Origin of the sequence: Pseudomonas sp. Pf153 (genome assembly GCF_001269775.1) — a bacterium.
Classification (GTDB): Bacteria; Pseudomonadota; Gammaproteobacteria; order Pseudomonadales; family Pseudomonadaceae; genus Aquipseudomonas; species Aquipseudomonas uvaldensis.
Window position 1 is genome coordinate 674,993 of record NZ_LHVL01000030.1, and the last position, 24,220, is coordinate 699,212.

The following is a 24,220-nucleotide window of genomic DNA, read 5'->3' on the forward strand; positions in this document are numbered from 1 at the left end:
CAAAAGCAAAGATACGCTTAGTGCCGAATTGCAAAGTCTTGTTGACAAAGTTACCGACTCACAACCTGTATTTCAAATCGACCATGACCACGGCAGGGTTTATTTGACATACCCCTTCACCGTTGAGGGGAGCATGCCATGGATGCTTACACTTGACCTGCCGATTGATGTAGCGATGGCTGAACTGCGAGATCTTGAGCAACAGCTTTCGGGTCGGCGTAACCAAGATATCTGGGGCATGCTACTGGTGGGGCTCATTGCCTCATTGGCCGGCCTCACAGGTATCTGGCTGATTAGCGTTCGAATTGCGCGACCGATGCGCCAGATGGTCTCCATGCTGGATGACATAGCGAAAGGTGAAGGCGATTTAACACAACGGCTGGTCTCGGACAGGAACGATGAAATCGGAGCCATGGCGACAGGCTTCAACGCCTTTCTCTCCAAGCTTCAAGCTACGATCCAGCAAGCGGTATCCTCAGTCGGTGGTCTGGCGAACTCATCTCAAAGAACTGCTGAAATCGCCTCGCACACCAGTATTGAAGTTAATCGGCAATTGGCAGAGATTGAGATGGTCGCTACGGCAGTTCAGCAGATGACCGCCACCGCGCAGGACGTTGCACGAAATGCTGCGCTTGCTGCAGATGCCGCCAGCCATGCCGACTCAGCCACCGAGGATGGCAAGCGAATTGTTCAAACTGCAGCGTCTGCAAGCCTGCACCTCACCCAGGAAATACAGCGGGCTGCGACTTCGGTTAGGTCATTGGCTGAAGAAAGCGAGGGAATCAGTGCCATTCTCGTCACCATCAGCGGGATCGCTCAACAAACGAACCTGCTTGCGCTGAATGCGGCAATTGAGGCCGCCCGAGCAGGAGAACAGGGGCGAGGATTTGCTGTGGTAGCAGATGAGGTAAGGCAGCTCGCCCAGCGCACCCAACAAGCGACTGACGAGATTCAGGTCATGATCTCTCAGCTACAGCATGGAACACAGCTGGTAGTCCGCGCCATGTTTCAAAGCGAAGAACGAACTCACGAAAGCTTCCGTCAATCTGAGGAAGCTCAAAAAGCCCTGGAAACCATTGCTCAAGCTGTAGCTGTCATCAGCGACATGAATACGCAAATCGCAAGCGCAGCAGAGGAACAAAGTTCAGTAGCAGAGGAAATAAGCAGTAATGTCAACAACATCGGATCAGCTTCTAATTATGTTGCCAAAAGAGCTGTAGATGTCTCTCAAGCCAGCATTGAACTATCGAACATGGCTGAAAATCAACATAGTTTGATGAGCACATTCAAAGTATGAATATCCAAATCATCAAACTACTATTCGAGCCTTATCGACTAACGCCATAAGCCTGGGCCTTGATGAAGAAGAATCTTTTCCAGTCACCCGCAACCTGATCTCCTTTACGAAAAACCCTAACAACGCCCAGCGCCTGAAATTGAAGTTTAGGTGCTGGGTATAGTGAATATCTAGCCGCCTGGATCATTGAGGGGGCCATCTAAGGCAATTTCCATAGAGCGCAGGGCAATCCAGAGAGCCACTACCCCTTCTGTGTCATCCAGAGACCGCCCTGTAATCTCCTCAATCCAGCGAATGCGGTAAACCAAAGTCTGCTTGTGCACACTCAGAACCTGCGCTGACTTTTGCCAAGAGCGATTTTGCTCCAGGAAGATATTCAGGGTACGAATCAGGTTACTACCATGCTGCGCATCGTAGTCAGCCAGACTCCCAATCACCCGGCGATACATCATCTTCGCCTGATCCAGATCGCTCGGCAACCAGAATGCTTCGTCCAAGGCATTCTCATAGTTCACGACCTTACGAGCCTTCGTCGAATGAGCCAACGCAAGGCGATCCTCTCGTAGCGCCTCAGGTACCCTCAGCCCCACGCCAAGCTGCGCGCTGACTCCGAGTGAACACCCTAGCGCGGTTTGAAGCGAAGTATAGGACGGCTGACTGGACACAAGAATCACCAGCTCCGCCCCTGCCTGCCTGGCCAGCACCTTTATGCTCTGACGCTCAAACTCCAGCTGCCAATTTTCTGGAGCCTCACGATCTAATCGAGCGACTATTAGGTGGGTCGCTCCAGGCGGGAATCCCATTTGCTGCAGACGCTCCATAGCAGCTTTATCAGTCAGTCTCTGGTTTAGCAGATCATCGACCAATTCAGAGCCTATGCGAAGCCTACGCTCGTGCTCACCCATGAGACGCTCAAGCTCGATTGCGAGCACGGAAGCGATATGGTGAAGGATGCCGTAATCCAGGAGCTGCCCCCCAGTGGCGAGGATGGCGCACTCTGGCGACCCGGGAAGTGCCATCACCCACGCTTCGCTTTCACCGTCATGACAACGAGCGAGATCAAAGGTGAGGCGCCCGCGCGAAGCAATTACCTCTTGCCAGCGCCGTGGTAGAGGCGCAAGCCCTTGCTGCCAAGGACACAAGCTACGCGTTTCAAAGAGGTAAAGTTCAGCTGCGACGTCTGCAGAAAGTCTGAGCAATAACGCGCTCAAACCGAGATGCCGCAGTCCAATCCGCGCACTCTCGTAGAGCCTTACCACGGCAAGTCGTCGTTGATCCTCCGCATGCTGCCGGGCATCGACAATTGCCCTCGTGACTGCAGAAAAAGGAACGGAGTAATGGGTGATTAAGACAGGAAATCCGAGCAACGATGCTTGATCGTTCAGGCCAGAGAGATCACTCGGCGCTTGCATGTTTTCGCCAATCATCATGCCGGCTACTTGCACATCGCATAAACGGGATACGTATGCCCGCTGCATCTTTATGTCTTGGGGGATGCCAATACCGGTGGTCATTAGCAGGTCGCCTTCCCCTAGCCATTCGCTGGGGTCGGCTAGTTCGCATACATGCGTCCAGCGCAAAGCCCGCTGTGCGCCTTGTACCCCGGTCAGTAACCGCGTACGTAGGGATGCATCATCGAGGATGTCCTGAATGGAAAAAGACATGGGTTTCATTGCCAGGCTTGAGATCCCAAAATACCCAACGGCTTTGGTGACTGATGGCCACTAACGTCGCTGGGTTTCACCCCCACCCTAGCAGCGACGCTTTAGAGGCGTCGAGCTAGACAGGCAGAAAAGGGCTTCAATTAGGTGGCCAAGCCAAGCGAGGCAGATTGTTGCAGAGACTTACCTTTGGTTTCCGGAGCCCAAGCGAGGCATACGAAGAACGCTACAAGGGTAATGCCGGCACCAATCAGCAAGGTCGCTTGCAGGCCAATGGATGCGATGCCGATCGGCATGAGGTAAGTGCCTGTTGCAGCACCGATACGGCTGATGCCAACAGCTACGCCCACGGCAGTCGCACGCACGGAAGTCGGGAACAATTCGTTGGGATAGATCCACTCCAGAATGCTCGGCCCGCCAGATACAAAAGCGTAGAACGCAAACGCACTGATGATGAACCATGCAGGTGCATCGGCCCACAGGCCCAGAGCGAACAACGGTATGGCCATGAGTGCAAATGGTACCAACACCATCGGCCGGCGCCCCCACGTTTCCACCAGCTTTAGGGCCGGAATCACACCAATCGCGAACAGCGTGGCGATCAGCAGCTCTCCTAATGTCGATGCGTTTACGCCTTCAATTCCCGCTGTGATCAGGATCATCCCACCAAACGTGTAGAGCACGTACTGTGGTGTGATCTGGGCGAAATAAAGCACGCCACACATGATCGTACGCTTGAGGTAGCCGCCCGACGAAATCATCTTCAGGTCTGCCATCATGGAGCGTGGACGCCCACCATCATGAAGCTGATTGATGTCGGCCTGGGTGATCTTAACCGACTTGCCATAGACCTTAAGGATGACCTCTTCTGCTTCCTTGATCCGTCCCTTACTGGCCAGCCAACGTGGCGACTCAGGAATGCCGCGACGCATGATAACGACGATCAGGCCGACAACGGCGCCGCTGAACAACATCCAACGCCACAGCGAATGGTCACCACTGAACTTGACGACCAGATAGCCAACAACAAATGCCGTCATCGCGCCTACAGACCAAGCCAGTCCAGAGAGGCCAATCATGAACCCACGTCGCTTGGAAGGAGTGAATTCAGTAAGCAGAGACGTCGCAATCGGATAATCCGCACCGACCGCTAGACCGATGATGAACCGCAGCAGGATCAGTTGCCAGGCATCAGTCACAAAGGCACTCAGGCCGCACGCGACGATGAGTACTGTCAGATCTAGCGCGTACATGGTTTCACGACCTATCCGGTCAGTGACCGCTCCGAACACAGTCGCGCCGAAGAAAATGCCCAGCAACGAAGCGGCACCGATGAGACCAGTCTCAACTGGCGATGCCGGAATGTCGTGGGCGAAACCGATAAGAGCAATACCGATCAAACTGAGGATGTAGCCATCCAAAAATGGGCCACCGCAGCAGGCAAGTAATAGTTTTCTATGAAATTTTGATACAGGCGAATTTTCGATGATATCGAAGACGCTCATATAATTACCCTTATTATTTAAATTGTGAGAGGTATTTAAGCTAGTCAGCCAACAATGAAGTAATGTTTGGTTACCGTATCCTTAATAGTCCACACTCCCGTCGTATTGGGTGCGAAATAGACGGCGTCACCTGCCTGGAAATGGATGACCTCGCCTTCATCTGGGCTAAAGGTGCCTTTGCCGCTGATGAAGTAGCTGTACTCAGCCTGTACAACTTGACGTCGCCAAGTACCTGGCGTGCACTCCCATACACCAAACGAGAAGCGAGGATCATCCACCACCTCTTCGAGGGCAAGGCGAGTCTGCGAAACGAGATCACCTAGCGGCTGGGCTACCGGTGTCAAAGCGGAAAAAGTTGTATCGGCAGTTAATCTTTTGATAATTGGGGTCACGTTGTTGGCTCCTGTATGGTCAGGCTTTGTCTTCAAGTCCAGCCGGAGCAAGCCCGGCTAGCATTCGGTCAATTGCAGATGGTCGAATACCACTCATTTCGGCTCGCTCTTTGCGAATGACGGCATTTCGAACGAGAGTGCCCCCCAGGTAGCGAAATGGCTCTGGAGAAAAAGTTTTGCAATTACGGCCGACCAGTGGGCAGGTGCTCCATTCATCCAAGCTGCCAAGTGCAAGACTGGCGAGAATTCGGCCACCAAGGCGGCTTGGGCCCACGCCATTTCCGCTCCAACCAATGCCGTAATGGATGTTTTGACTACCTGACAGCGTGCCGAAAACTGGGAGGCTGTCGTAGGTGCGATCAATCGGGCCCGACCAAGCATTGGTAAGCTGAGTCGACGCCAGCTCAGGATAGGTACGACGGAAATCAGCCTCGGTCAGCTCAATGCTCTGCGCATGCTCACTGAAAGTGCTGTTGATTTGAGAGTTGTAGGCCAGTGCCCCAGTCCCCTTACCGAAGGCAATCCGACCGTCCCGGGTGGTGCGGTAGTAATCCACCATAAGCTGCGAATCGGTGATCGACTCCTGCCCAGTCCAGCCCATTTTCTTCAGCTTTTCAGAAATCGGTTCAGTAATCACGATGGAGCTGTTTACAGGGACGATAAGCTTGGACAGTTCGGGGACCAATGCAGCCCAAGCATTGCTGGCGAGCACCACTGAAGTGGCGTTGACGTGCCCTTTAATGGAGGTCAGGCGTACCGATTTTCCTGGATCAATGGTGGTCACAGGCGTTTGCTCGAAGATCCGAATGCCTGCCTTCAGGGCCACGTCTCTCATGCCCCGAACCAGAGCGCCTGGCTGCACTGTTGCATTGCTGCGCTCATAAACACCCGCAAGGTGGACATCGGAACCGGTAGCTCTCGCCACCTCTTCCTGCGAGACACGAATGAAGAGCTCCACCCCCAGACGTGCACACATAGCTAACGTGCTATTCCAGCTGTCAATATGCGCCGGGGTGGTCGCTGTCCAGAACCAACCTTTACAGGCGTAATGCGCATCGATCTGATGCTGTTCACAGAATTCGCCCAACTCGCCGATGGCACACTCAGCGGCGTGGGCCAAGAACAGCGCTTGCTCCTTGGTACAAAAGCTCAACAATGAACCGATCTTCGGCCACCAGGACATCACGAAACCGCCATTGCGCCCCGATGCTCCACCACCGCAGATGTCCTGCTCCAATACAACCACGTTGATGTCGGGGTCACGCTCCTTGAGCGTGAGCGCCGTCCACAGGCCAACAAAACCACCACCGACGATTGCCACGTCAGCGTTGTACTCACCCTCAAGAGGCAGTGTGGGCTGAAGGTTTTCCTCCAGGCTCTGTAGCCAGTAGCTACGTGTCAGGGGGCGAGAAGAGGCCAGGCGCATTGGATTGTTTCCACTATGTTGTTTTCCATAGTTTCGCGTTCCTAAAGGCACGCAACTATTGGACAATCTTAAGAATATGGTTTGATATCTCCATATGATCGAACGACGCCAAATCATTGGAGACGTCAGTCAGCACCTGTTGGGGGCACAACCAAACGTCCCTGAGCCTTATTCAACGCCCACGAAACGGAGCTTCACACCGTACAACGACCAATGAGAACGGCTAGATCACGCAACACCTGCACCAAGGTGAATCAGCGTGGCATCGCAGATGCACGGATCTTTGCACACATGGAATACTGGATACCAAGAAGCCTAAAAATAAAATACTTACATTCGGCTATTGTCTTGAAAGAATGACTGGACAAGCCTATAAAGCCGCCAAAAACAAATTCCATCGCGCTTATAGTTGACTTTCTATCAAAACAATCAAACTCATTTAGCTCCAGCCCTCGCAAGAGAATGGAGTTAAGAGTCGAGGTGCGCCAAGAACGTAACCCTAATATCTCCTGCTTATGTAGCTCGCTTAAACTCCTAAACTCTGAGCGTGCTAGCTGAGCCGCCAGATGCTCAGCAAGCGCGAGATTCATATACGAATCCACGTAGTCTCCAAGCATCCGAACTGCGCTGCCCTCTTTAATCGAACCAAGGGCTAGATTCAAATCGGATTCGTAGTTCTCGATGATCTCATAAAGAATTTCCTCCTTACTAGCAAAGTGATAATAAATAGACCCAGGCTGAATCTCTAGCTCGTCCGCGAGATTCCTGATACTAACCCCATGAAAACCTTTGGACGAAAAAAAATGCCGAGCAACCTCAACAATTAGGCCACATCTACTCATGCCACTAGCTTGCGAATTGCAGGACGACTTCTTCATAGAGAAAATGACACATAGCACGGCTTGCAAAAATTTGACGCCGCGCCCAGAAGGGTAGACTTTTGGAAACAAAAGCTCTACCGAGCCAGGCGTAGCATGTTAATTTCTTAACCAAAACAGCTAAATTGACTAATAGACCTGCAGGCTAAATCTCCCAGCCAACCTTCATGCCCTCATATATCGCTTCTTCCACTGTACGAGCTGCGAGGCAATCACCAGCGCGCATGATGCGAATGCTTTTATCAAGATCAGCCGCAAGGGAGTCGACAGGTGTATGTCCACTGCAAAGCACAAGCGTGTCGACGTCTTCAAATATAATCGGTTCACCGCTTGCGGTATGCTGCATGTAGACGGTTTTGTCATCGCAACCATAGAGCCTTGCATAGGTTGTAATCGGTATTCCGAGCTTATGCATCTCGCCTACCATATTATCCCGAACATACAGTGGAAGAATTTCTCCTGCGTTCAGCCCGTTAACAGCAAGCTGGACACTGTGGCCTTCTCGCATCAAGATCTCAGCGATGCCAGGGCCAATCCAATCGCAGCGCCAATCGACGACTAGAGCGGAACGCCCAATGCGCACCTCTTTTCGGAGCACCTGCCAGGCATCCACCACTTGAATGTCACCACCGCCCTCATAAGCAGGTATATAGGGTTTGGCTCCCGTTGCGATCACAACGACGTCCGGCTTTTCCTGGTTGATCATCTCCGAAGTGACAACGACGCCTTTGCGGACGTTAACCCCGAAAATTTCCAGTTCTCTCTGCAGATTGGTACTAGCTCCGCCAAATTCGCTCCGGCGCGGCAGAAGCTGCGCCAGTAAAACTTGTCCACCTAACTGAGAGTTAGACTCGTAAAGCGTAACGTCGTGCCCCCGCTGCACAGCGGTAACAGCAGCCTTCATACCCGCTGGCCCGCCCCCGACAACCATGACCTTTCTGCGCGTTGCAGCAGGAACCATCTGGCCAAACTTCAGCTCGCGACCAGTTTCTGGTCGCTGAATGCAGGATATGGGGAAACCTTTGTGAAAGTGCCCAATACATGCTTGGTTGCAAGCGATGCAGGCCCGAACATCTTCGGCCTTTCCGTCATGAGTTTTGTTAGGCATCTCTGGGTCGCAGATCAATGCCCGGGTCATCCCACAAACATCTGCCTGGTTGCGCTCAATAATCAGCTCTGCTTCCTGAGGAGCATTAATTCGCCCGGTGACAAGGACGGGAATGGTCAACTGATCTTTGAACTTACCTGCCTCTTTTGCTAGGTAGGCTGGCTCGACAGCCATTGGCGGGACAATGTGGACTGAACCGCCGAGAGAGGCTGAGGTACCTGCGACTAGGTGCACGTAGTCGAGACGTTGCTGGAGAAGCTTCGCAGCTTCTAAGGACTCTTCTTCAGTAAGACCATGGATGTCGCGCTCGTCAGCGGATATTCGCATACCTACCACGAAGTTTTCTGAGGTTTTCGAGCGCACCGAGTCGATGATTTCATTGATGAATCGCAGCCGTCCCGTCACATCACCATTGTAATGGTCTGTGCGATGGTTGACCCTTGGGTTGAGGAACTGCGAGGGAAGGTAACCATGGCTCGCCACAATTTCTACACCGTCGAGACCTGCCGCTTCTAAACGTCGCGCCGCGTCGCCATACCCAGAAACGATTTCATCGATCATCTCCTGATCGAGTTCACGAGGCATTACATGGAATCGCTCGTTGGGCGTTGCAGATGCCGAATATGCGACGGCCAAAGGCCCATCGCTGGACTCCATGATCTCCCGCCCAGGATGGAAAATTTGCGAGAAGACCACCGTCTCGTTTCTATGGCACACATCCGCGATGCGACGGTACCCAGCGATACATTCGTCATCTGTGGCCATCAATACATGGGACGTATACCTCGCGCTTTCATGAACACCGGCGACCTGGAGAATGATCAAGCCGGCGCCACCTTCGGCTCGGGCTTGGTGATAAGCCACAAGTTGGTCATTTACGAGATTATCAGTGGGCATCGACGTGTCATGCCCGGTAGACATAATACGATTCTTGAGCTTCTTTCCGCCGATTTCAAAGGGCGAAAATAGATTCTTATAAGATTTATCTACATCAGGCATGGCACGGAATTCCTAGCATTTTTAAATTATTTTATTTTTGTGCCCAGTCAACCGGATAAAGCGCATAGAAAACCTTGGCCTTGTTGCCGGCGTAGATCAGAGGAGTTTTTTCGGGAATCCAAATCACATCACCTGGACGAGCAATGATTTTTTGGTCAGGCACTGTGAGATGAAATTCACCTTCAAGAACAACGATCAATTCGTCATACAACACGGCCCACTCAATTTCGGCGCCATCGAAGTAAGCGATGCCAGCACCCATTGTTTGACTCTCGCCAGTGCCAATAAGGCGACAAATAGCCGCTCTATCAATGGGTTCGCCACCATACGACTGAAGCTGGACAGTTGACTTTGCAAAGTGCAGAGTTTTAGACATGCAGGCACCCTCAACGCGAAATACACGTTATAAAAATTAGAACCTAAAGCATATATAAGCCGCCGACCTCAGCGACATTGCACCAGAGTCAAGCAAGAGGACGGCCAACCCACTTTCTTTTTGTCTTCAGTCAAATATGATTTTCCAACTCAGGCAGCACTTCGAAGAGGTCACCCACCAAACCGTAGTCGGCCACCTGGAAGATCGGCGCTTCTTCATCCTTGTTGATCGCAACGATCACCTTGGAGTCCTTCATGCCTGCCAGGTGCTGGATCGCGCCGGAGATACCGACGGCGATGTACAGCTGCGGGGCGACGATCTTGCCGGTCTGGCCAACCTGCATGTCGTTCGGCACGAAGCCTGCGTCGACCGCAGCGCGCGAGGCACCGACGGCAGCGTCGAGCTTGTCGGCCAGGCTGTACAGATGCTTGAAGTTGTCACCGTTGCCCATGCCACGGCCGCCGGAAACGACGACCTTGGCAGCGGTCAGCTCTGGGCGGTCGGACTTGGCCAGCTCTTCGCCAACGAAGGCTGAGATACCTGCATTGTACGCAGCAGCTACCCCTTCAACGGCAGCCGAGCCACCTTCGGCGGCCACGGCATCGAAGCCGGTGGTACGCACGGTAATGACTTTGACTGCAGCGCTCGATTGCACGGTGGCGATGGCGTTGCCAGCGTAGATCGGGCGTTTGAAGGTGTCGGAAGATTCCACCGAGATGATCTCGGAGATCTGATCAACGTCCAGCAACGCAGCAACGCGCGGCAGGATGTTCTTGCCGTTGGTGGTGGCCGGGGCCAGCACGTGGCTGTAGCTTTTGGCCAGCTCGACGATCAGCGGCGCGACGTTCTCCGGCAGGGCGTGAGCATAGGCCGCGTTATCGGCCACCAGCACCTTGGCCACGCAGGCAATCTTGGCGGCGGCTTCGGCCACGCCACCGACGTTAGCGCCTGCAACCAGCACGTGAATATCACCACCGATCTTGGCAGCAGCGGCGACAGTGTTCAGGGTGGCCGGGGCTACGGCACCGTTCTCGTGTTCAGCGACAATCAGGATAGTCATTTAGATTACCTTCGCTTCGCTCTTCAGCTTCTCGACCAGTTCGGCCACCGATTTGACCTTGATGCCAGCGCTGCGGGCAGCCGGGGCTTCAACCTTTACGGTCTTGCTGGTGGAGGCGAGGGAAACGCCCAGCGCGTCTGGGGTGACGGTTGCCAACAGCTTTTTCTTGGCCTTCATGATGTTCGGCAGCGACGCGTAGCGTGGCTCGTTCAGGCGCAGGTCGGTGGTGATGATCGCCGGCAGGTTCAGCGCGACGGTCTGCAGGCCGCCGTCGATTTCACGGGTGACGTTGACCTTGTCGCCGGCCAGCTCCACCTTGGAGGCGAAGGTACCTTGGGCGTAGCCGGTGAGCGCAGCCAGCATCTGGCCGGTTTGGTTGTTGTCGCTGTCGATCGCCTGCTTGCCGAGGATGACCAACTGCGGCTGCTCTTTATCGACAACGGCCTTGAGCGCCTTGGCCACGGCCAGGGAATTCAGCTCATCGGCGGCTTCGACCAGGATGGCGCGGTCGGCACCCAAGGCCAGGGCGGTACGCAATTGCTCCTGGGCAGTGGTCGGGCCGACGGAGACTACAACGATCTCGGTCGCGACGCCCTTTTCCTTCAGGCGCACGGCTTCCTCCACGGCGATTTCGCAGAAGGGGTTCATGGACATCTTGACGTTAGCAAGGTCGACGCCAGAGTTGTCCGCCTTGACGCGAACCTTGACGTTGTAGTCGACCACTCGTTTGACGGCTACCAGTATTTTCATTTTTGTTCCTGACTACCAACCGGAGGGACGGGATGGGTCGTGATTTGTTATGCGCCACGTTCCTCGCTCGCTGCGATGTCAGATGACGATTCAGCAGCGACGGAAGGCGTGTGAAAATTTACGCATTTTTTCACGAGCTTAGCAAGAGGAATAAAATGCCAACGAACAAAGAAAAATAACTCTTTAAAAATCAATTGTTTATATTGATTTAACGACAAGCGGGACTGAGGTAGGAGGGGCGTCCGTTGTAAAAGCGACGCCTTGAAGAGGCTGTTATGGACGAACGGTTATCTGACCGATACAATCCATACGAGCTTCGTGGGCTTGTTGGTCTTATTTTCGTAGCGGTGGGGGGTTGCTGAGGGAAACTGGAAGCTATCCCCCTTTCTGACGGTGAATACCTCATCGTTGATCGTCAGCTCAAGCTCGCCCTCCAACACGACCCCACCCTGCTCGCCGAACTCGTCCTTCAACTGATCGCTAGAACTGGCACCGGGCTCGATTTCTGTGTAAAGCATGTGGAAATTTCCAGCGATGCTGGGCGAAATCAGCTGGTCGTTGATGCCTGGCCTGTAGTCGAGCGACGCCCGATCCTCTAGCCGAACGATGATAGGGTGAGAAACAGCAGGCTTGGTGTCTGTGTAGAGCACTTCAAGATCAACATCGAGTAACACCGCTATGGCGGCAAGATCCTCGTCAGCGGGACTGGAGATGTTCCGTTCAATTTGGGAAATGAACCCCACGGAACGCCCCATGTGGTCAGCAACCTGCTGCAAGCTCAGCCCCTTTTTTTTCCTAAGATAGCGAATCCTTAGTCCAGCTACGCGATCACTCATTTGCTCCCCCTTCACACTTAAGCCCCGGAGTATGGGAGATGCGAAGCGGAAAAGAAACGCCTAGCTGGCCGTCCAACATTCGCGCACAGATCCCGACGTAGGAGCTGCCCTTCATTAATGCCCTATTTAAGCGCGCACCTCAGGATGCTGCGAACTCGCAAACCAAAACTAATACCCTCCTAAAAAACACTTGGCAATCGCAACACAATGAAATACCAAGATACGTAATCCGAGCCATCTAAAATAAAATACGAATCTATTGATGATTCTAATTATTTTATTCAGCCGCTCCTTTCAACACCACTTTACGAGAGCCCTCCATCAACAAAGATTTTCTTGAATTAGGGCGACTTACCCTCATAGCGATACTCAGGTTGTTTAGATCCGCTAAGTCTGCACACCAAAATTGGAAAATCAGCTCTACGCATCAGTACTTATTCATACCAAAAACCGGAACCTGGACAAGAGTTCAATAATGAAAATATGAATCGCCCTGGGTTTCATAGACACCTCCACGCCTTAAACTGAGACCAATCAGGAGGTGCCATGAGCAACCCACGTTAACCCAAAGAATTCAAAATCCAAGCGGTCAATCAAGTGACCGAAAAGAAGCTGCCTGTCGCTGATGTGGCGGCGCGTCTTGGCGTGTCGACGCATAGCCTTTATGCCTGGATAAAGCGCTACAGGAAGCCTCAGACAGAACGGCAGCAAGACGATGATCAGCACGTTGAACTGCGTCGTCTGCGAGCCGAACTCAAGCGGGTCACCGAAGAGCGAGACATCTTAAAAAGGCCGCCGCGTACTTTTCTAAGGAGTGCGGTTGAAGTACGCCTCTATTAAGCAGCGAGCGGGCAACTATTCCATTCGACGGCTTTGCCTGACGCTGAAAAGACCATCCCAGCGGTTATTACGCCTGGCTGGCTGAGCCGCAATCTGTACGCGCCAAAGACGCCCAGCGACTGCGGGGTTTGATCAAGCATGCATAGGTAGGTTTGAGTGGAGCACACCATGCCGTCAATCAGCACGGTGACTCTGGGACGAAAAGCCTAAGGATACGACCTTGGTCTTCAGTTATGCGAGCGAGCTCAAGACCAGTAATGGTGGACCGAGAGTTAGCATAACCCAGTTCAGCACTGCTTGAATTCCCAGCGGCCCACGACGTCAGATCGGGCGGTCTCGTCCCTACCCCCCTAGGGCTGAATATCTGCATCACATTGTCCAAAGAAGGTGTTTTCTCGACCAACAGTTTGGCATCGCGCTCAAGGCGTCGCTGGTCGCGGGGATCGATACCCTTTGCGACCTGCGCCCTGGCGATATCACGCAGAACGCGAGCATCGCGTAAACCAATTTCAGGATAGGTGCCGAGCGAAATACGGGACTGCTTGCCCGCCCAAGAAAAGCGAAAGTGCCAGCTCTTGGTGCCGTTCGTATTCACAAAAAGCGCGAGACCATCAAAATCAGGAAGGGTGTAGTGGCGCGAGGCTTGGCGTGTCGGACCGCCGTAATGGTAAGGACCATCGTACTAACTCCACCCATAAGAATGAAGGGGTGTTGTACGGTTTTCAGAGGGCCAAGCAGCTCTAAAAACTGATTTAGCAAGCGTCGATTTGATGTACTAAATAATGTACTAAAAAATCGTGGCTGTTGATGTATCAGAATGGACTTTACTGGAACGAAAAAAAAGGCCGAAGCCTCTTTTTTTGGATTTCTACCTACTTCAATGGAAGTCTATAGAAAATAATTGGAGCGGGAAACGAGACTCGCACCTGGCGTCCGACTCATTGAAATCTAAGGGGTTTCTTTTCTTGCCAGAGCAGGAAAAGACTTGATTCTGGACTTGTTTTTCGGGTGCATCAAGAGCAATTCCAAGGCGAGCTACCGACTTCCTTACCCTCTTCTGGAATCGCGCCCGCCCCAAAGGGTTATTAACCAGGCCTTGCTCGTATTTAGTGACCAGGGCCTGCCCAATCAGCATTCGCTGTTGCTAAAAATGTGACAACCAAAAGCGAGCCCCCATTAGCTACTTCGCTGCCCAGGCGTTGAAACGTTGCTCCAGCTGATCGCCATGGTCGGCCCAGAACGTCGCATCCATTGCCACTTGCCTGGCCAGGTTGGTCTCGTCGGTGGGCATGTTGCTACGGCGGACGGCATCCACCAACGGCACGGCGGCGCGGTTCACCGGCCCGTAGGCGATCTGTTGCGCGTAGGCTTTTTGCGCGTCGGTCTGCAAGATGAACTGAATAAAGCGCAGGCCCTCCTGGGCGTTGGTCGCGCCTTTAGGAATGGCAAAGGCATCCATGTCGTAGATACCGCCATTCCAGACCACGCGCAGGCTGCTCTCGTTCTGCACCGCCGCGATGCGACCATTGTAGGCCGAGCTCATCACGACATCGCCGGATGCCAGGTATTGCGGCGGCTGAGCGCCTGCTTCCCACCATTGAATGTTCGGCTTCAACTGGTCGAGTTTATGGAAGGCGCGATCCTGCCCTTCTCGAGTGCCGAGCACTTTGTAGACATCCTGAGGGGCGACACCATCAGCCATCAAGGCGAACTCCAGGGTGTACATAGCGCCCTTGCGCAAGCCACGCTTACCGGGAAACTTTTCGGTATCCCAGAAATCCACCCAGCCGGTCGGTGCTGTCTTGAGTTTTTCAGCGTTGTAGGCGAGCACTGTCGACCACACGAAGAAGCCCACCCCACACGGCTGCACAGCACCTTCCAGAAGATCAGGGACGAGTTTGGCGATCTCCGGTCGGGTGCCGATTTCCTCCAGCATGCCTTGGTCACAAGCGCGAGCCAGCTCGGGCATTTCCATCTCGACAACATCCCAGGAGACGCTGCCAGTATCGACCTGCACCTTGATTTTCGCCATTTCACCGTTGAATTCATCGGCGACGATACGGCTGCCGGTCTTCTGCATGTAAGGCTCGTAGAACGCCTTGACCTGCGCCATCTTGTTGGCACCACCGTGGGACGCAACGGTCAGGTCGGCATGCGCTTGTATGGCGGCAGCACAGCCCAGGGCAAGAATGAGTGTGGTACTCAGGATTTTCTGCATTGTTATTGTCTCCGATGAGCTTGGAAAGCCTCCCACGCAAGGAGGCAGCGCCGGGTGCGAGCCTGGTCGCTGACCCGGTACGCCGATGTCCAGTTTTGAAGACCTGGGCAGTGCCCGACAATTAGGCTGAACAATGATTTGAACGCCAACGCTCATACGTCCGTACAAGAGCCTCCACCAAACGGATGAAGGCATCCCGGCCGTCGTCTCACGGCATGATCACGAAACTCTTGCGCACGGTTTCGCGGATGTCCCAGACGCCGTGACAGTTCGCCGGGAACAACACCGCATCGCCAGCCCGAAGTTCAATGGGCTCGCCTTCGTCCGGAATGAAAACACAGTGACCGGCAACGAAATGACTGAACTCACGCGCCAGCACCTGGCGGCGCCAGCGCCCCGGTGAACACTCCCAGACACCGGTCAGCAGGCCGTCCGGTCCCTCCACGGCATGGGTGGCGGTGCTCGCCACGGGACTGTCGATGGGTTCGCGTACCGGGACAGCGGCAGGCAGGGCAAGATCGGCGGTACTCGCCAAGACAATCGGTTGCGGCATAACGGTCTCCATGGTTTATAGGTTCTTGTCTTCCAATCCCGCCGGCGCCAGGCCAGCGAGTGCACAGTCCAGCCAGGCAGGGCTGCGATTGTCCGCTTCGGCCGCTTCCTTACGCTGCACCGCACTGCGCACCATCAACCCGCCGACATATCGAAACGGCTCCGGGGGAAATAGCTTCGGCTTGCGCCCGACCAACCCACAGTGGCTCCATTCGTCATCCAGCCCCAGCGCCATGCTGGCGAGAATGCGGCCGCCCAGACGACTCGGCCCCACGCCATTACCGCTCCAGCCAATGCCGTACACGATGTTCGGAGCGTCCTCCAAGTGACCAAACACCGGAAGGCTATCGAACGTCCGGTCGATGGGACCGCACCAGGCATGCGTAACCGGTACGTCACTAAGATGCGGATAAGTGCGTCGGAAATCCTGCTCGGTGTCCTGGCTGAGTTGCGGGTTATCGTCGTAGCTGGCATCCACCCGGCTGCCGTAGCTGATCATCCCGGTGCCCTTGCCGAATGCGATGCGCCCGTCCTGGGTGGTGCGGTAGTAGTCGACCATCAATTGCGAATCAGTAATGGCCTCGCCGCCTGTCCAGCCAATCGACTCGAGGCGATCGGGAATCGGCGCGGTCGCGACAATCGTGCTGGTGACCGGCAAGATCGTGCGGCGTAGCTCCGGGATCGCCGCCGCCCATGCGTTGTTGGCCAGCACGACGCTCTGCGCAGCAATCCGCCCCTTCGGCACCTGCAACACCGCAGGCTTGCCACGCTCCAGGCCAATCATGGGGGTGTTCTCGAAGATCTTGATGCCCTTCTCCAACGCCACACGCCGCAGGCCGCGCACCAAGCGTGCCGGTTGCACGGTGGCGTTGCTGATCTCCAGCACGCCTTCCAGATGCATCGGCGAGCCGGTTCTACGGGCGACTTCGCGATTGGACAACGGCATGTACACCGCTTCGCCAAGTCGCTGGCAGGTCTGCAGGACATCGTTCCACGCACCCCGCTGAGCATCGCTGGTGGCCGTCCACAACCAACCGGCGCGGCGAAAATGAGCGTCGATCCCGTGGGCCTCGCAGAAGGCCTCGATCTCACCGATGGCCGCCGCCGAGGCTCGCGCCAGGCGCACCGCCTCATCCTTGCCACACTGGGCCGACAGCGAACTGATCTTCGGCCACCAGGACATGACGAAGCCCCCATTGCGACCGGAGGCGCCGCCACCACAGATATCCTGCTCGATGATCGCAATCCGGCAAACCGGATCTTTTTCCAGCAACTGCAAGGCTGTCCAAAGCCCAACGAAGCCACCGCCGACGATGGCGACATCCACGGACAGATTGCCTTCCAAGGCAGGCAGCGGAGTCAGCTCGGAGGCAATTTCCTCCAACCATAAGGAACGTTTCATTTACGAATTCCATTGACAGCGATTGATAGAGCTACATTCAGCCCTCGAACAGACGGAAACAATCGTCTGTTCAATTCAAATGTATGAGCTGCCTCGTACAAAGATATGAGTCAGCCGAAATGACCCGCTGTTGCGCCACCATCAATGGAATAGAGCGCACCATTGGTGTATGACGCCTCGTCCGAAGCCAAGTGGAAAATTGCCTTTGCTACTTCCGACGGCAGCGCAAAGCGGCCCAGCGGCACCTCTTTCGCATAAGCCTGCATTTCGGCCACCGGGTCTTCGGCTTCGGCAAACAAACTGTCCATCATCGGTGTCTGGACGAACCCCGGGCACACCAGGTTCGAACGAATGCCGTATGAGCCGTAGTCCAGGGCCAGACAGCGCACCAGGCCCAGCACGCCATGTTTGGAGGCGCAGTAAGCCGCATACCCGGAAGCCCCCCCGCACCGAAGCATCCGAGCCGACGGCAACAAAAGCGCCCTTGCGCTGTTCAAGGAAAATCGGCATGGCGTACTTCGCCGTCAGCCAGACTCCGGTGAGATTGATGCCAAGGGTGAAGTCCCATCCTTCCTGTTCCAGGTCATTTACCAACCCCGTGCGCGCGACACCTGCGCAGGCGGCGACGGCATGCAAGGGAATGCTCTTCTTTGCGACGAGTTCGAACGCATTGCGTACCTGCGCTTCATCGCGTACATCCACAACCTGGCCCTGGAATTTTTCAGCCCCTATCAGCGTTGCCGTGCCAACCAGACCTGCCTCGGAAACATCACAACCCACCACGTAGTAACCCTGGCGCGCGAACTCGGCAGCGGTGGCTTGGCCGATTCCTGAACCAGCACCGGTGACCAGAACAGCTGCAATAAAATTGCTCATCATCATCTCCTCGAAACCAACGGCGGCTCCAGGCCTTACGTGAGAGACCTCACCAGCACTGGAGCCTATGGGCATATTTACTTCCTGACGGCGTCCACTACGCTGAAGACGAGAAAGGCCAGGACGGTGAACAGCACCATGATGTAAGGCAGTGCGCCAAACACCCCGCCGGGATTGGCCGCGAAGTTGTAGATCAGCAACGCGATGAACACCGCGACACCCAGCCCGATGGCGACGACCGTACCTGGCCTGGAATGACCGTCGATCCTGATTTCCCTGATGGCGCCAAAGCCGAGCAGCACGTAGGGCGCAATCCAGAACAGCGAATAGAGGGTCGACAAATAGGCGGTCGATTGCAGCGGCGGCGTTGCAGCCAGAAACTGCAACGCGACGGGAATGCAGGCAGCCGCCAGCGTCATCAGCACCGTTGAACCGGTAGGTGAACCGAACCGGGGATGAATCCTGGAGAAAATCTGCGGGATGAAGCGGTCGACCGATGCCGTCGCGAACACTCGACTGCCGTAGTTCATGAAGGCCACGAGGCTTGCGAACGTAGCGGCGCCCAACAGGAAGTCGATGGGCAGTTGCAGGAACTCCATGCCGGCGGCCGTGGCCAGGATTTGCGTGGGTGACTCGCCGTTACTAAGTGCTTCAAGGTTTTGCCCCATCAAAGGTGCACTCAAAACCAGGATAGCGACGAATGCCAGACCGGTGATCAGCAACACGTTGCGCAGCAGCAGCGGTACATTCTTTTTCGGGTCGACCGTTTCGGCCGCGAGCGCTGCCAGGGCATCGCAGCCCACGAAATAGGCCAACGCAACAATGGTTCCCTCGGCCAGGCTCGACAGGGATGTTCCCTGCAAAGTCAGCTGCGCTTGCAGGTCTATTCCGGTTTTCGATGCAGCCATGACGGTCACGATGGCGAGCAGCGGCACCGGGAGAAACGACAACCAGGCCGTGATCGAAATCGAAGCGTCCAGCCCCCGCCAGGTCAAGACGCCGGCCAGGATCGAGATGACGATAGCCGTCGCAGCCTGGAACCAGCCTGACAGCGCAAACGTCACGCCGAGGCTGTGCAGAAAGCTGCTGCTGAACGTCACGAAGCAAGCGGACAGCGCCGCGCAGACCACCAGGAACCCCACCAGATAGGATGCCGCAACCACCCGCTGAGGTACCCGTCCCAGGGAGATCCCCACATAGGACAGCAGTGAGCCGGTCACCACGTATTTGCGGGCGAATACGTTCACCGCTGCCGTCATGCAAAGTGCGGCCAGCAACGCGAGCGCCATCGCCAGCCATGAGGCGTTGCCCGCATACAATGGCATCGATCCCGCCGCGATGGCGGCGCTTGGTCCCAGCTGTTGTCCGGAGAGTCCCAGGAGGGTCACGCGGGTTAACGATACCTTCTGTTCAGTGCCGGGCAGGCTCTCCCCGATAACGGGGTCGCCAGTGCCGAATGAAGTATCTGCCTGAGTCATTATTATTGTCCCGTCAGGTGAACGCCTGGGCTGATGCCCGTTGTGTGGCTAAACGATCGGAGCGGCATCGCGGTCAAGGTTGTCGTCGGCGGCGCTGATCACTTCAAACTCTGTCTTCAGGTCCAGGTTCAAACAGAACAGCCAATAGAGCATCGCGCCGACAGGAATGCCGACGAAAAAGGCGTAGTCGACACCACCGAAATATCGGGCGATGGGGCCTTGGTAGAACGACAGATACATGAATGGAATCATCGCGAGGAAAGACAGGACATAAGCGGCGATGCCCCGCCAGTTCCACTTTCCATAGATGCCCCGCACGTTGAAGATTTCCCTGACCGAGTAGCGGCCTTTTCGGACGATGAAATAGTCCACCAGGTTGATCGCCGTCCAGGGCGCCATCAGATAGGCCAACACCGCCAGGACCGTATAGAAGGTGGTATTCAGGAAGTCTGCGGGCAGCAGGACCCCGACTAATGTCGCAGTCACCCCGATCAGCGCAATGGCCTTGATTCTCAGCGCTCTGCTGGGAGACGTCGGCAGCACACTGTCCAACGCAGTGATCAACGTCAGCGCCCCTCCGTAGGCGCACATGCCATTGAAGATCAGCAGTGCAATACCACCGACCGTCAGCACAACGGCACCAAAGCCGGGATAGACCAGATCGCCCGATAGCTGTAAACCCAAGGTAATGGCTTCCTTCGGATACAACGCGGCGCTCATGGCACCGACCGCTTCCATGCCGAACACACCCAGCCCGGCGCCCAGGCCGGTGTAGGCAATAATGGATCGATGGCTGGTGGTGGGCGGCATGTAGCGCGAATAGTCAGAGACAAAGAACGCCCATGAAAGTTGATAGGCCAGCGCGGCGGAGGTAACCATCAGAAAGGGAGTGAACTGGAAACTGCCGGCAAGGCTGAACAGGCCATCTGGAATATGACCGCCGTACAAAAGCCCCGCAACGTAGATCAGCAATACCACGACCAGGACAAAGGTCGTGTAGCGTTGCCCCACGTGCAACAGGTTGTAGCCGAAGATCGCCACTGCAATCGATATCAGACCCAATACAACGCCGCCGATAGTCGCTGAGCTCAAACTCAATTGTTCCGCCGTGGCGCCCATCAGGTTCACGTTCAAGACGATGTAGCCCCAATAGACCAACACCGCCACGAGCCATATGAACAATGCGCCATAGCGACCGAATTGAGGTCGGGTCTGCACCATCTGCGGCAGCCCCAGGTGCGGACCCTGGCTCGCATGCGCGGCGACAGGCAGCGTGCCGAGGAAGGTCCCCAGGGCCAGGCCGAACAAGGTCCAGGCCAGGTTGAGTCCTAGGGCAATCCCGATGGCGCCGGTTGCCAGGCTGAGTAGCTGGGCACTGCCGGCGAACCAGATGGTGGCCTGATCTCCCAGGCGACCGTGCCGCTCACTCAAGGGTACATAATCGATGGATCTTGACTCCACCAGCGTCGCTCGGCTTTCAAGGCCGGTCGCACGCTCAGTCCCGATATTCTTGTTCATGATGCCAACGCTCCGCGATTTGCTTGCGCATAAAGTTCTTGTTGTTCGTGTGAGTTCACACGGGAAGGGAATTGCGCCAGACGTCAGGAACAGCGCAGCTCCCGTGCGCAGGGAAGGAAGGCTTCGATACCCTCCTCCCACCGCACAGCACTAATGAAACGTGGCTGACTCAGATGTCCGGGCGGGTGTACGGAAACCACCAACCCTGCGCGCTTGGCTTGAACTGCATATGCACGTGTTTCACGTCCGTGAAGGCATTGATGCCATCCAGGCCAAGCTCTCGGCCCAACCCCGACATTTTCTTGCCGCCGAATGGCGCGGCAACGTTGTCCTTCAACGGATCATTGATCCATACGTGGCCGCTGTCGATTTCGGTGGCGGCACGCATCGCCGACTCCAGGCTGGACGTGAAGATGCTCGAACCCAGACCAAAATCACTGTTGTTGGCGTGCTCGATGGCTTCATCCAGCGAACGGATCCTGCAGAACGTCGCCTGCGGCCCGAACAGTTCATGGCGCGGCTGCTGCTTGTTCGGGTCGGTGATTTCAACAATCGTTGGCTGGAAGAAATGACCCCGTGGGAAATCGACGCGCTTGCCGCCATGGCGAATTCTCGCGCCCAGACTCTGGAGGTGAGCCAAACCGCTTTCGACGCCATTGAGCGCGGCCTTGTTGATCAGCGGACCAATGTCCACATCGCCCATCGGATCACCAATGCGCAGCCTGGAAACCGACTGGACGAGTGCCTCCATGAAGTCATCGTAGATTTTTTCATGGATGAAGAAGCGCTCGGAGCCCGTGCACACCTGGCCGCAGTTCAGGAACGCCGCGAAAGTTGCGGCCTGCACGGCCATATCGAAATCGGCATCATCCAGGACGATGAACGGATCGGAGCTGCCCAATTCCAGCAGCAGCGGCTTCATCCGCGCGGTAGCGCCCTGCATGATTTTCTGACCGGTTGGCACCGAACCGGTGAATGCGATCATGTGCGTATCGGGGTGGGAAACCAGGTAAGCAGAGCCCTTGGCGCCGCAGGTCACGACGTTGAAAATGCCGGGTGGCAAATGGTCGAAGATCTTCGCCAACAGCAGCGCGGTCATCGGCGTGACTTCGGAAGGCTTGATGATGCAGGTGTTGCCGGCCGCCAACGCCGCCGCCACCTGCCACGTCATCAGCAGAACCGGGAAGTTGAATGGCAGGATGCTGACGATGACGCCCAGGGGCTCACGTAATACCAGGTTCATCTGGCCCGCCATGTTCGGCTGGACAACCTGACCGCCCTGGGTACGCGCAACCTCGGCCAGATGGCGGTAGGCATCGACACTCCACTCGACCTCATCTAGGCTTTCGCGCAAGGGCTTGCCACTTTCCTGGGTGAGCAGGCGCGCCAGCTCCGGTGCATGTTCCCTGAGGCGAACCGCGCAGGTGTGCAGCAGTTCGGCGCGTTCGCCCGCCCCTATGCGAGCCCATTTGCGTTGTGCAGACTTGGCAGAAGCAACGACGGCATCCAGTTCGCCGGTGGTTGCCTCGGCGACTTCGGCAAATATCTCCTCCGTCGCCGGGTTCTCTACTTGAATGGCGGCGCCTTGGCTTTTTACAAATTTGCCATCGTAATAAATGTTCATCTTCAACTCCTGCTTCTTTTCTAAGTTTTATTGCACTTGAATGTCGATTTACGAATACGCGGGGCGCACAGTGGCCACATGTTCACGGGCGAACAGAATGGCCATGATGTTCAATACGACCAGCGACACGGATGCGGCGATGAAGCCGTCGGTGTATTGCCCCGTTACGTCCTTGATCACCCCCAGGACCATCGGGTACACGACGCCACCGAGCAAAAAGCCCAGGCTCATGATGATGCCGTTCGCGGTGGCAGCCAGCTTGATGCCCACCGAGTCGGCGGCAAGGCAGTAGGCCAACGGGATGCCGCCATAAGCGAACAGGCCGGAGATGGGCAGCATGGCGGCGAGCAAGGGGTAATTTTTCATCGACAGCGCCGCAGCGCAGCCGAAGAAGGCTACGGTCATGCCCACGCCGGAAATCAGCATCAGGGGTTTGCGCCGACCCAGCCGGTCGGACATCAAGCCGAACGTCACCGCGCAAATCATGCCCACCAGTGGGTACAGGGCCCCGATCAGGCCGGCATCACTCTCGCTCCAGCCATTCTCTTCCATGAGGATGGTCGGGACCCAATAAATGGCCACCGCGTAGGAACCCCAGACGCCCACCAGAAATACCGCGGCAACCAGCACGTTGCGGTGAGTCAGGGCCGCAATGAAGACCCGGATGACAGATGACTTGCCGACCTCGGCCTGAGTCGCAGATGTCGCGAAATGCTTGGGTTCCTTCAGGAAGAACAGGCTGACGAGCATCGTCGCCACTAGCGCGATGGCCCCCAGGGCAGAACCGTCACGCCATCCATAGGCATTCAGCACATGGGAATAGGCATAGAGGGCGAGCAATGTGCCTATCCCGTCCGTTGCCAGCATGGCGCCCATGGCCGCGCCGGTTTTGCCGGACTGCTCGAACCAGCGCAGCGCGAGGGTGTAAGGCCCGATGAACAAGAGTGGGATGCCGGCACCGAGAAAGATGCGAGACATCAACATCGCTTCGAATGAAGGAACGTAGGCGAAGGCGACCTGCCCGATTGCTGAAATGAGCAGACCCAGAACGGTGATTTTCTTGGCACCCCAGCGGTCGACCAGAATGCCGGCAAATGGAAGGATGATCCCGCCGGCCACTGCAGAAGCCGAAGCCAGCGTCCCCACCATCGTATAAGTCATGTTCAGATCGGTCATCATGATGACGATCTGGGTTGAATAACCGACGTAAGGTATGAAAATGGCAACGGTGGCGAGGAAGCACAGGAACAGTGCCAGCCATTTTCCCTGATCATTGACGGGACTGTAGCGAGACATGGTTTTCTCCTTTATCTGAAGGGGCTGGGAGACACTCAAGGTCGAACTCCAATCCTTTGGGGCACGGCCCCAAAGGATCCACCTGAGCGTCTTGCTGTCCTTCGTTTTTTATTATGAGAAGCGCTGAA

General features: G+C 55.7%; 19 protein-coding genes and 4 pseudogenes. 3 read left to right on the plus strand and 20 right to left on the minus strand.

Going from position 1 to position 24,220, the window contains the following annotated elements; all coding sequences use genetic code 11:
* Positions 1-238: 238 nt before the first annotated feature.
* Both AD666_RS27090 and AD666_RS27095 read left to right on the plus strand, forming a co-directional pair.
* Positions 239-442, plus strand: a pseudogene (locus AD666_RS27090) (HAMP domain-containing protein); the annotation flags it as partial.
* Positions 443-568: 126 nt separating this feature from the next.
* Positions 569-1,297, plus strand: coding sequence for a methyl-accepting chemotaxis protein (locus AD666_RS27095; protein WP_371259631.1), 729 nt, complete (start codon positions 569-571; stop codon positions 1,295-1,297).
* 170 nt (positions 1,298-1,467) lie between these two features.
* Here the strand turns inward: AD666_RS27095 and AD666_RS24140 are convergent, their stop codons facing one another.
* The 10 genes from AD666_RS24140 to AD666_RS24185 form a co-directional block, all read right to left on the minus strand.
* Positions 1,468-2,970 (minus strand): PucR family transcriptional regulator, encoded by a 1,503-nt coding sequence (locus AD666_RS24140; RefSeq protein WP_256222798.1) that lies wholly within the window; start codon positions 2,968-2,970, stop codon positions 1,468-1,470.
* A 131-nt stretch (positions 2,971-3,101) separates the two neighbouring features.
* Positions 3,102-4,463, minus strand: a complete 1,362-nt coding sequence (locus AD666_RS24145; RefSeq protein ID WP_053157932.1) for an MFS transporter — start codon at positions 4,461-4,463, stop codon at positions 3,102-3,104.
* A 44-nt stretch (positions 4,464-4,507) separates the two neighbouring features.
* Positions 4,508-4,855 carry a cupin domain-containing protein gene (locus AD666_RS26320; protein WP_082339932.1) on the minus strand — a complete coding sequence of 116 codons (348 nt, stop codon included), beginning with the start codon at positions 4,853-4,855 and terminating at the stop codon, positions 4,508-4,510.
* A gap of 19 nt (positions 4,856-4,874) precedes the next feature.
* Complete coding sequence (locus tag AD666_RS24155) at positions 4,875-6,281, minus strand: FAD-binding oxidoreductase (RefSeq protein WP_053157939.1); 1,407 nt, start codon at positions 6,279-6,281, stop codon at positions 4,875-4,877.
* Between the two features lie 254 nt (positions 6,282-6,535).
* Positions 6,536-7,159, minus strand: a complete 624-nt coding sequence (locus tag AD666_RS24160; RefSeq protein ID WP_082339935.1) for a TetR/AcrR family transcriptional regulator — start codon at positions 7,157-7,159, stop codon at positions 6,536-6,538.
* Positions 7,160-7,304: 145 nt separating this feature from the next.
* Positions 7,305-9,266, minus strand: a complete 1,962-nt coding sequence (locus tag AD666_RS24165) for an FAD-dependent oxidoreductase (protein WP_053157944.1) — start codon at positions 9,264-9,266, stop codon at positions 7,305-7,307.
* Positions 9,267-9,297: 31 nt separating this feature from the next.
* Complete coding sequence (locus AD666_RS24170; RefSeq protein WP_053157947.1) at positions 9,298-9,642, minus strand: cupin domain-containing protein; 345 nt, start codon at positions 9,640-9,642, stop codon at positions 9,298-9,300.
* 130 nt (positions 9,643-9,772) lie between these two features.
* The gene (locus tag AD666_RS24175; protein WP_053157950.1) at positions 9,773-10,702 is read right to left on the minus strand and encodes an electron transfer flavoprotein subunit alpha/FixB family protein; all 930 of its coding nucleotides are present in this window, start codon (positions 10,700-10,702) and stop codon (positions 9,773-9,775) included.
* On the minus strand, positions 10,703-11,452 hold the full coding sequence (locus AD666_RS24180; protein WP_053157954.1) for an electron transfer flavoprotein subunit beta/FixA family protein: 750 nt from the start codon (positions 11,450-11,452) through the stop codon (positions 10,703-10,705). It lies immediately after the preceding gene.
* 287 nt (positions 11,453-11,739) lie between these two features.
* On the minus strand, positions 11,740-12,288 hold the full coding sequence (locus AD666_RS24185; RefSeq protein ID WP_053157956.1) for a helix-turn-helix domain-containing protein: 549 nt from the start codon (positions 12,286-12,288) through the stop codon (positions 11,740-11,742).
* A gap of 579 nt (positions 12,289-12,867) precedes the next feature.
* On the opposite strand from AD666_RS24185, the pseudogene AD666_RS26325 reads away from it, so the two are divergent.
* Positions 12,868-13,271: pseudogene (locus tag AD666_RS26325) on the plus strand (transposase); the annotation flags it as partial.
* Positions 13,272-13,516: 245 nt separating this feature from the next.
* Here the strand turns inward: AD666_RS26325 and AD666_RS26330 are convergent.
* The 10 genes and pseudogenes from AD666_RS26330 to AD666_RS24230 form a co-directional block, all read right to left on the minus strand.
* Positions 13,517-13,806: pseudogene (locus tag AD666_RS26330) on the minus strand (Arm DNA-binding domain-containing protein); the annotation flags it as partial.
* 502 nt (positions 13,807-14,308) lie between these two features.
* The gene (locus tag AD666_RS24190) at positions 14,309-15,346 is read right to left on the minus strand and encodes an ABC transporter substrate-binding protein (RefSeq protein ID WP_053157957.1); all 1,038 of its coding nucleotides are present in this window, start codon (positions 15,344-15,346) and stop codon (positions 14,309-14,311) included.
* Positions 15,347-15,554: 208 nt separating this feature from the next.
* A complete protein-coding gene (locus AD666_RS24195; RefSeq protein ID WP_053157960.1) occupies positions 15,555-15,899 on the minus strand; it encodes a cupin domain-containing protein in 345 nt (114 codons plus the stop codon).
* 15 nt (positions 15,900-15,914) lie between these two features.
* Positions 15,915-17,300 carry an FAD-binding oxidoreductase gene (locus tag AD666_RS24200; RefSeq protein ID WP_053157963.1) on the minus strand — a complete coding sequence of 462 codons (1,386 nt, stop codon included), beginning with the start codon at positions 17,298-17,300 and terminating at the stop codon, positions 15,915-15,917.
* Between the two features lie 110 nt (positions 17,301-17,410).
* Complete coding sequence (locus AD666_RS26870) at positions 17,411-17,758, minus strand: SDR family oxidoreductase (protein WP_053157966.1); 348 nt, start codon at positions 17,756-17,758, stop codon at positions 17,411-17,413.
* Between the two features lie 37 nt (positions 17,759-17,795).
* Positions 17,796-18,251, minus strand: a pseudogene (locus AD666_RS27100) (SDR family NAD(P)-dependent oxidoreductase); the annotation flags it as partial.
* A 2-nt stretch (positions 18,252-18,253) separates the two neighbouring features.
* On the minus strand, positions 18,254-19,654 hold the full coding sequence (locus AD666_RS24215) for an APC family permease (RefSeq protein WP_053157972.1): 1,401 nt from the start codon (positions 19,652-19,654) through the stop codon (positions 18,254-18,256).
* A gap of 48 nt (positions 19,655-19,702) precedes the next feature.
* Positions 19,703-21,172, minus strand: a complete 1,470-nt coding sequence (locus AD666_RS24220) for a cytosine permease (protein ID WP_053157975.1) — start codon at positions 21,170-21,172, stop codon at positions 19,703-19,705.
* 169 nt (positions 21,173-21,341) lie between these two features.
* Positions 21,342-22,796: an aldehyde dehydrogenase gene (locus AD666_RS24225; protein ID WP_053157979.1), complete on the minus strand. Its 1,455-nt coding sequence runs from the start codon at positions 22,794-22,796 to the stop codon at positions 21,342-21,344.
* 48 nt (positions 22,797-22,844) lie between these two features.
* Positions 22,845-24,092, minus strand: coding sequence for a nitrate/nitrite transporter (locus tag AD666_RS24230; protein ID WP_053157983.1), 1,248 nt, complete (start codon positions 24,090-24,092; stop codon positions 22,845-22,847).
* Positions 24,093-24,220: the final 128 nt, after the last annotated feature.

Bases quoted from the DNA above. Each gene is read 5' to 3' on its own strand.
- AD666_RS27095 (WP_371259631.1), top strand. From the start codon at position 569: ATGGTCGCTACGGCAGTTCAGCAGATGACCGCCACCGCGCAGGACGTT.
- AD666_RS24140 (WP_256222798.1), bottom strand. From the start codon at position 2,970: ATGAAACCCATGTCTTTTTCCATTCAGGACATCCTCGATGATGCATCC.
- AD666_RS24145 (WP_053157932.1), bottom strand. From the start codon at position 4,463: ATGAGCGTCTTCGATATCATCGAAAATTCGCCTGTATCAAAATTTCAT.
- AD666_RS24155 (WP_053157939.1), bottom strand. From the start codon at position 6,281: ATGCGCCTGGCCTCTTCTCGCCCCCTGACACGTAGCTACTGGCTACAG.
- AD666_RS24160 (WP_082339935.1), bottom strand. From the start codon at position 7,159: ATGAAGAAGTCGTCCTGCAATTCGCAAGCTAGTGGCATGAGTAGATGT.
- AD666_RS24165 (WP_053157944.1), bottom strand. From the start codon at position 9,266: ATGCCTGATGTAGATAAATCTTATAAGAATCTATTTTCGCCCTTTGAA.
- AD666_RS24170 (WP_053157947.1), bottom strand. From the start codon at position 9,642: ATGTCTAAAACTCTGCACTTTGCAAAGTCAACTGTCCAGCTTCAGTCG.
- AD666_RS24175 (WP_053157950.1), bottom strand. From the start codon at position 10,702: ATGACTATCCTGATTGTCGCTGAACACGAGAACGGTGCCGTAGCCCCG.
- AD666_RS24180 (WP_053157954.1), bottom strand. From the start codon at position 11,452: ATGAAAATACTGGTAGCCGTCAAACGAGTGGTCGACTACAACGTCAAG.
- AD666_RS24185 (WP_053157956.1), bottom strand. From the start codon at position 12,288: ATGAGTGATCGCGTAGCTGGACTAAGGATTCGCTATCTTAGGAAAAAA.
- AD666_RS24190 (WP_053157957.1), bottom strand. From the start codon at position 15,346: ATGCAGAAAATCCTGAGTACCACACTCATTCTTGCCCTGGGCTGTGCT.
- AD666_RS24195 (WP_053157960.1), bottom strand. From the start codon at position 15,899: ATGCCGCAACCGATTGTCTTGGCGAGTACCGCCGATCTTGCCCTGCCT.
- AD666_RS24200 (WP_053157963.1), bottom strand. From the start codon at position 17,300: ATGAAACGTTCCTTATGGTTGGAGGAAATTGCCTCCGAGCTGACTCCG.
- AD666_RS26870 (WP_053157966.1), bottom strand. From the start codon at position 17,758: ATGCTTCGGTGCGGGGGGGCTTCCGGGTATGCGGCTTACTGCGCCTCC.
- AD666_RS24215 (WP_053157972.1), bottom strand. From the start codon at position 19,654: ATGACTCAGGCAGATACTTCATTCGGCACTGGCGACCCCGTTATCGGG.
- AD666_RS24220 (WP_053157975.1), bottom strand. From the start codon at position 21,172: ATGAACAAGAATATCGGGACTGAGCGTGCGACCGGCCTTGAAAGCCGA.
- AD666_RS24225 (WP_053157979.1), bottom strand. From the start codon at position 22,796: ATGAACATTTATTACGATGGCAAATTTGTAAAAAGCCAAGGCGCCGCC.
- AD666_RS24230 (WP_053157983.1), bottom strand. From the start codon at position 24,092: ATGTCTCGCTACAGTCCCGTCAATGATCAGGGAAAATGGCTGGCACTG.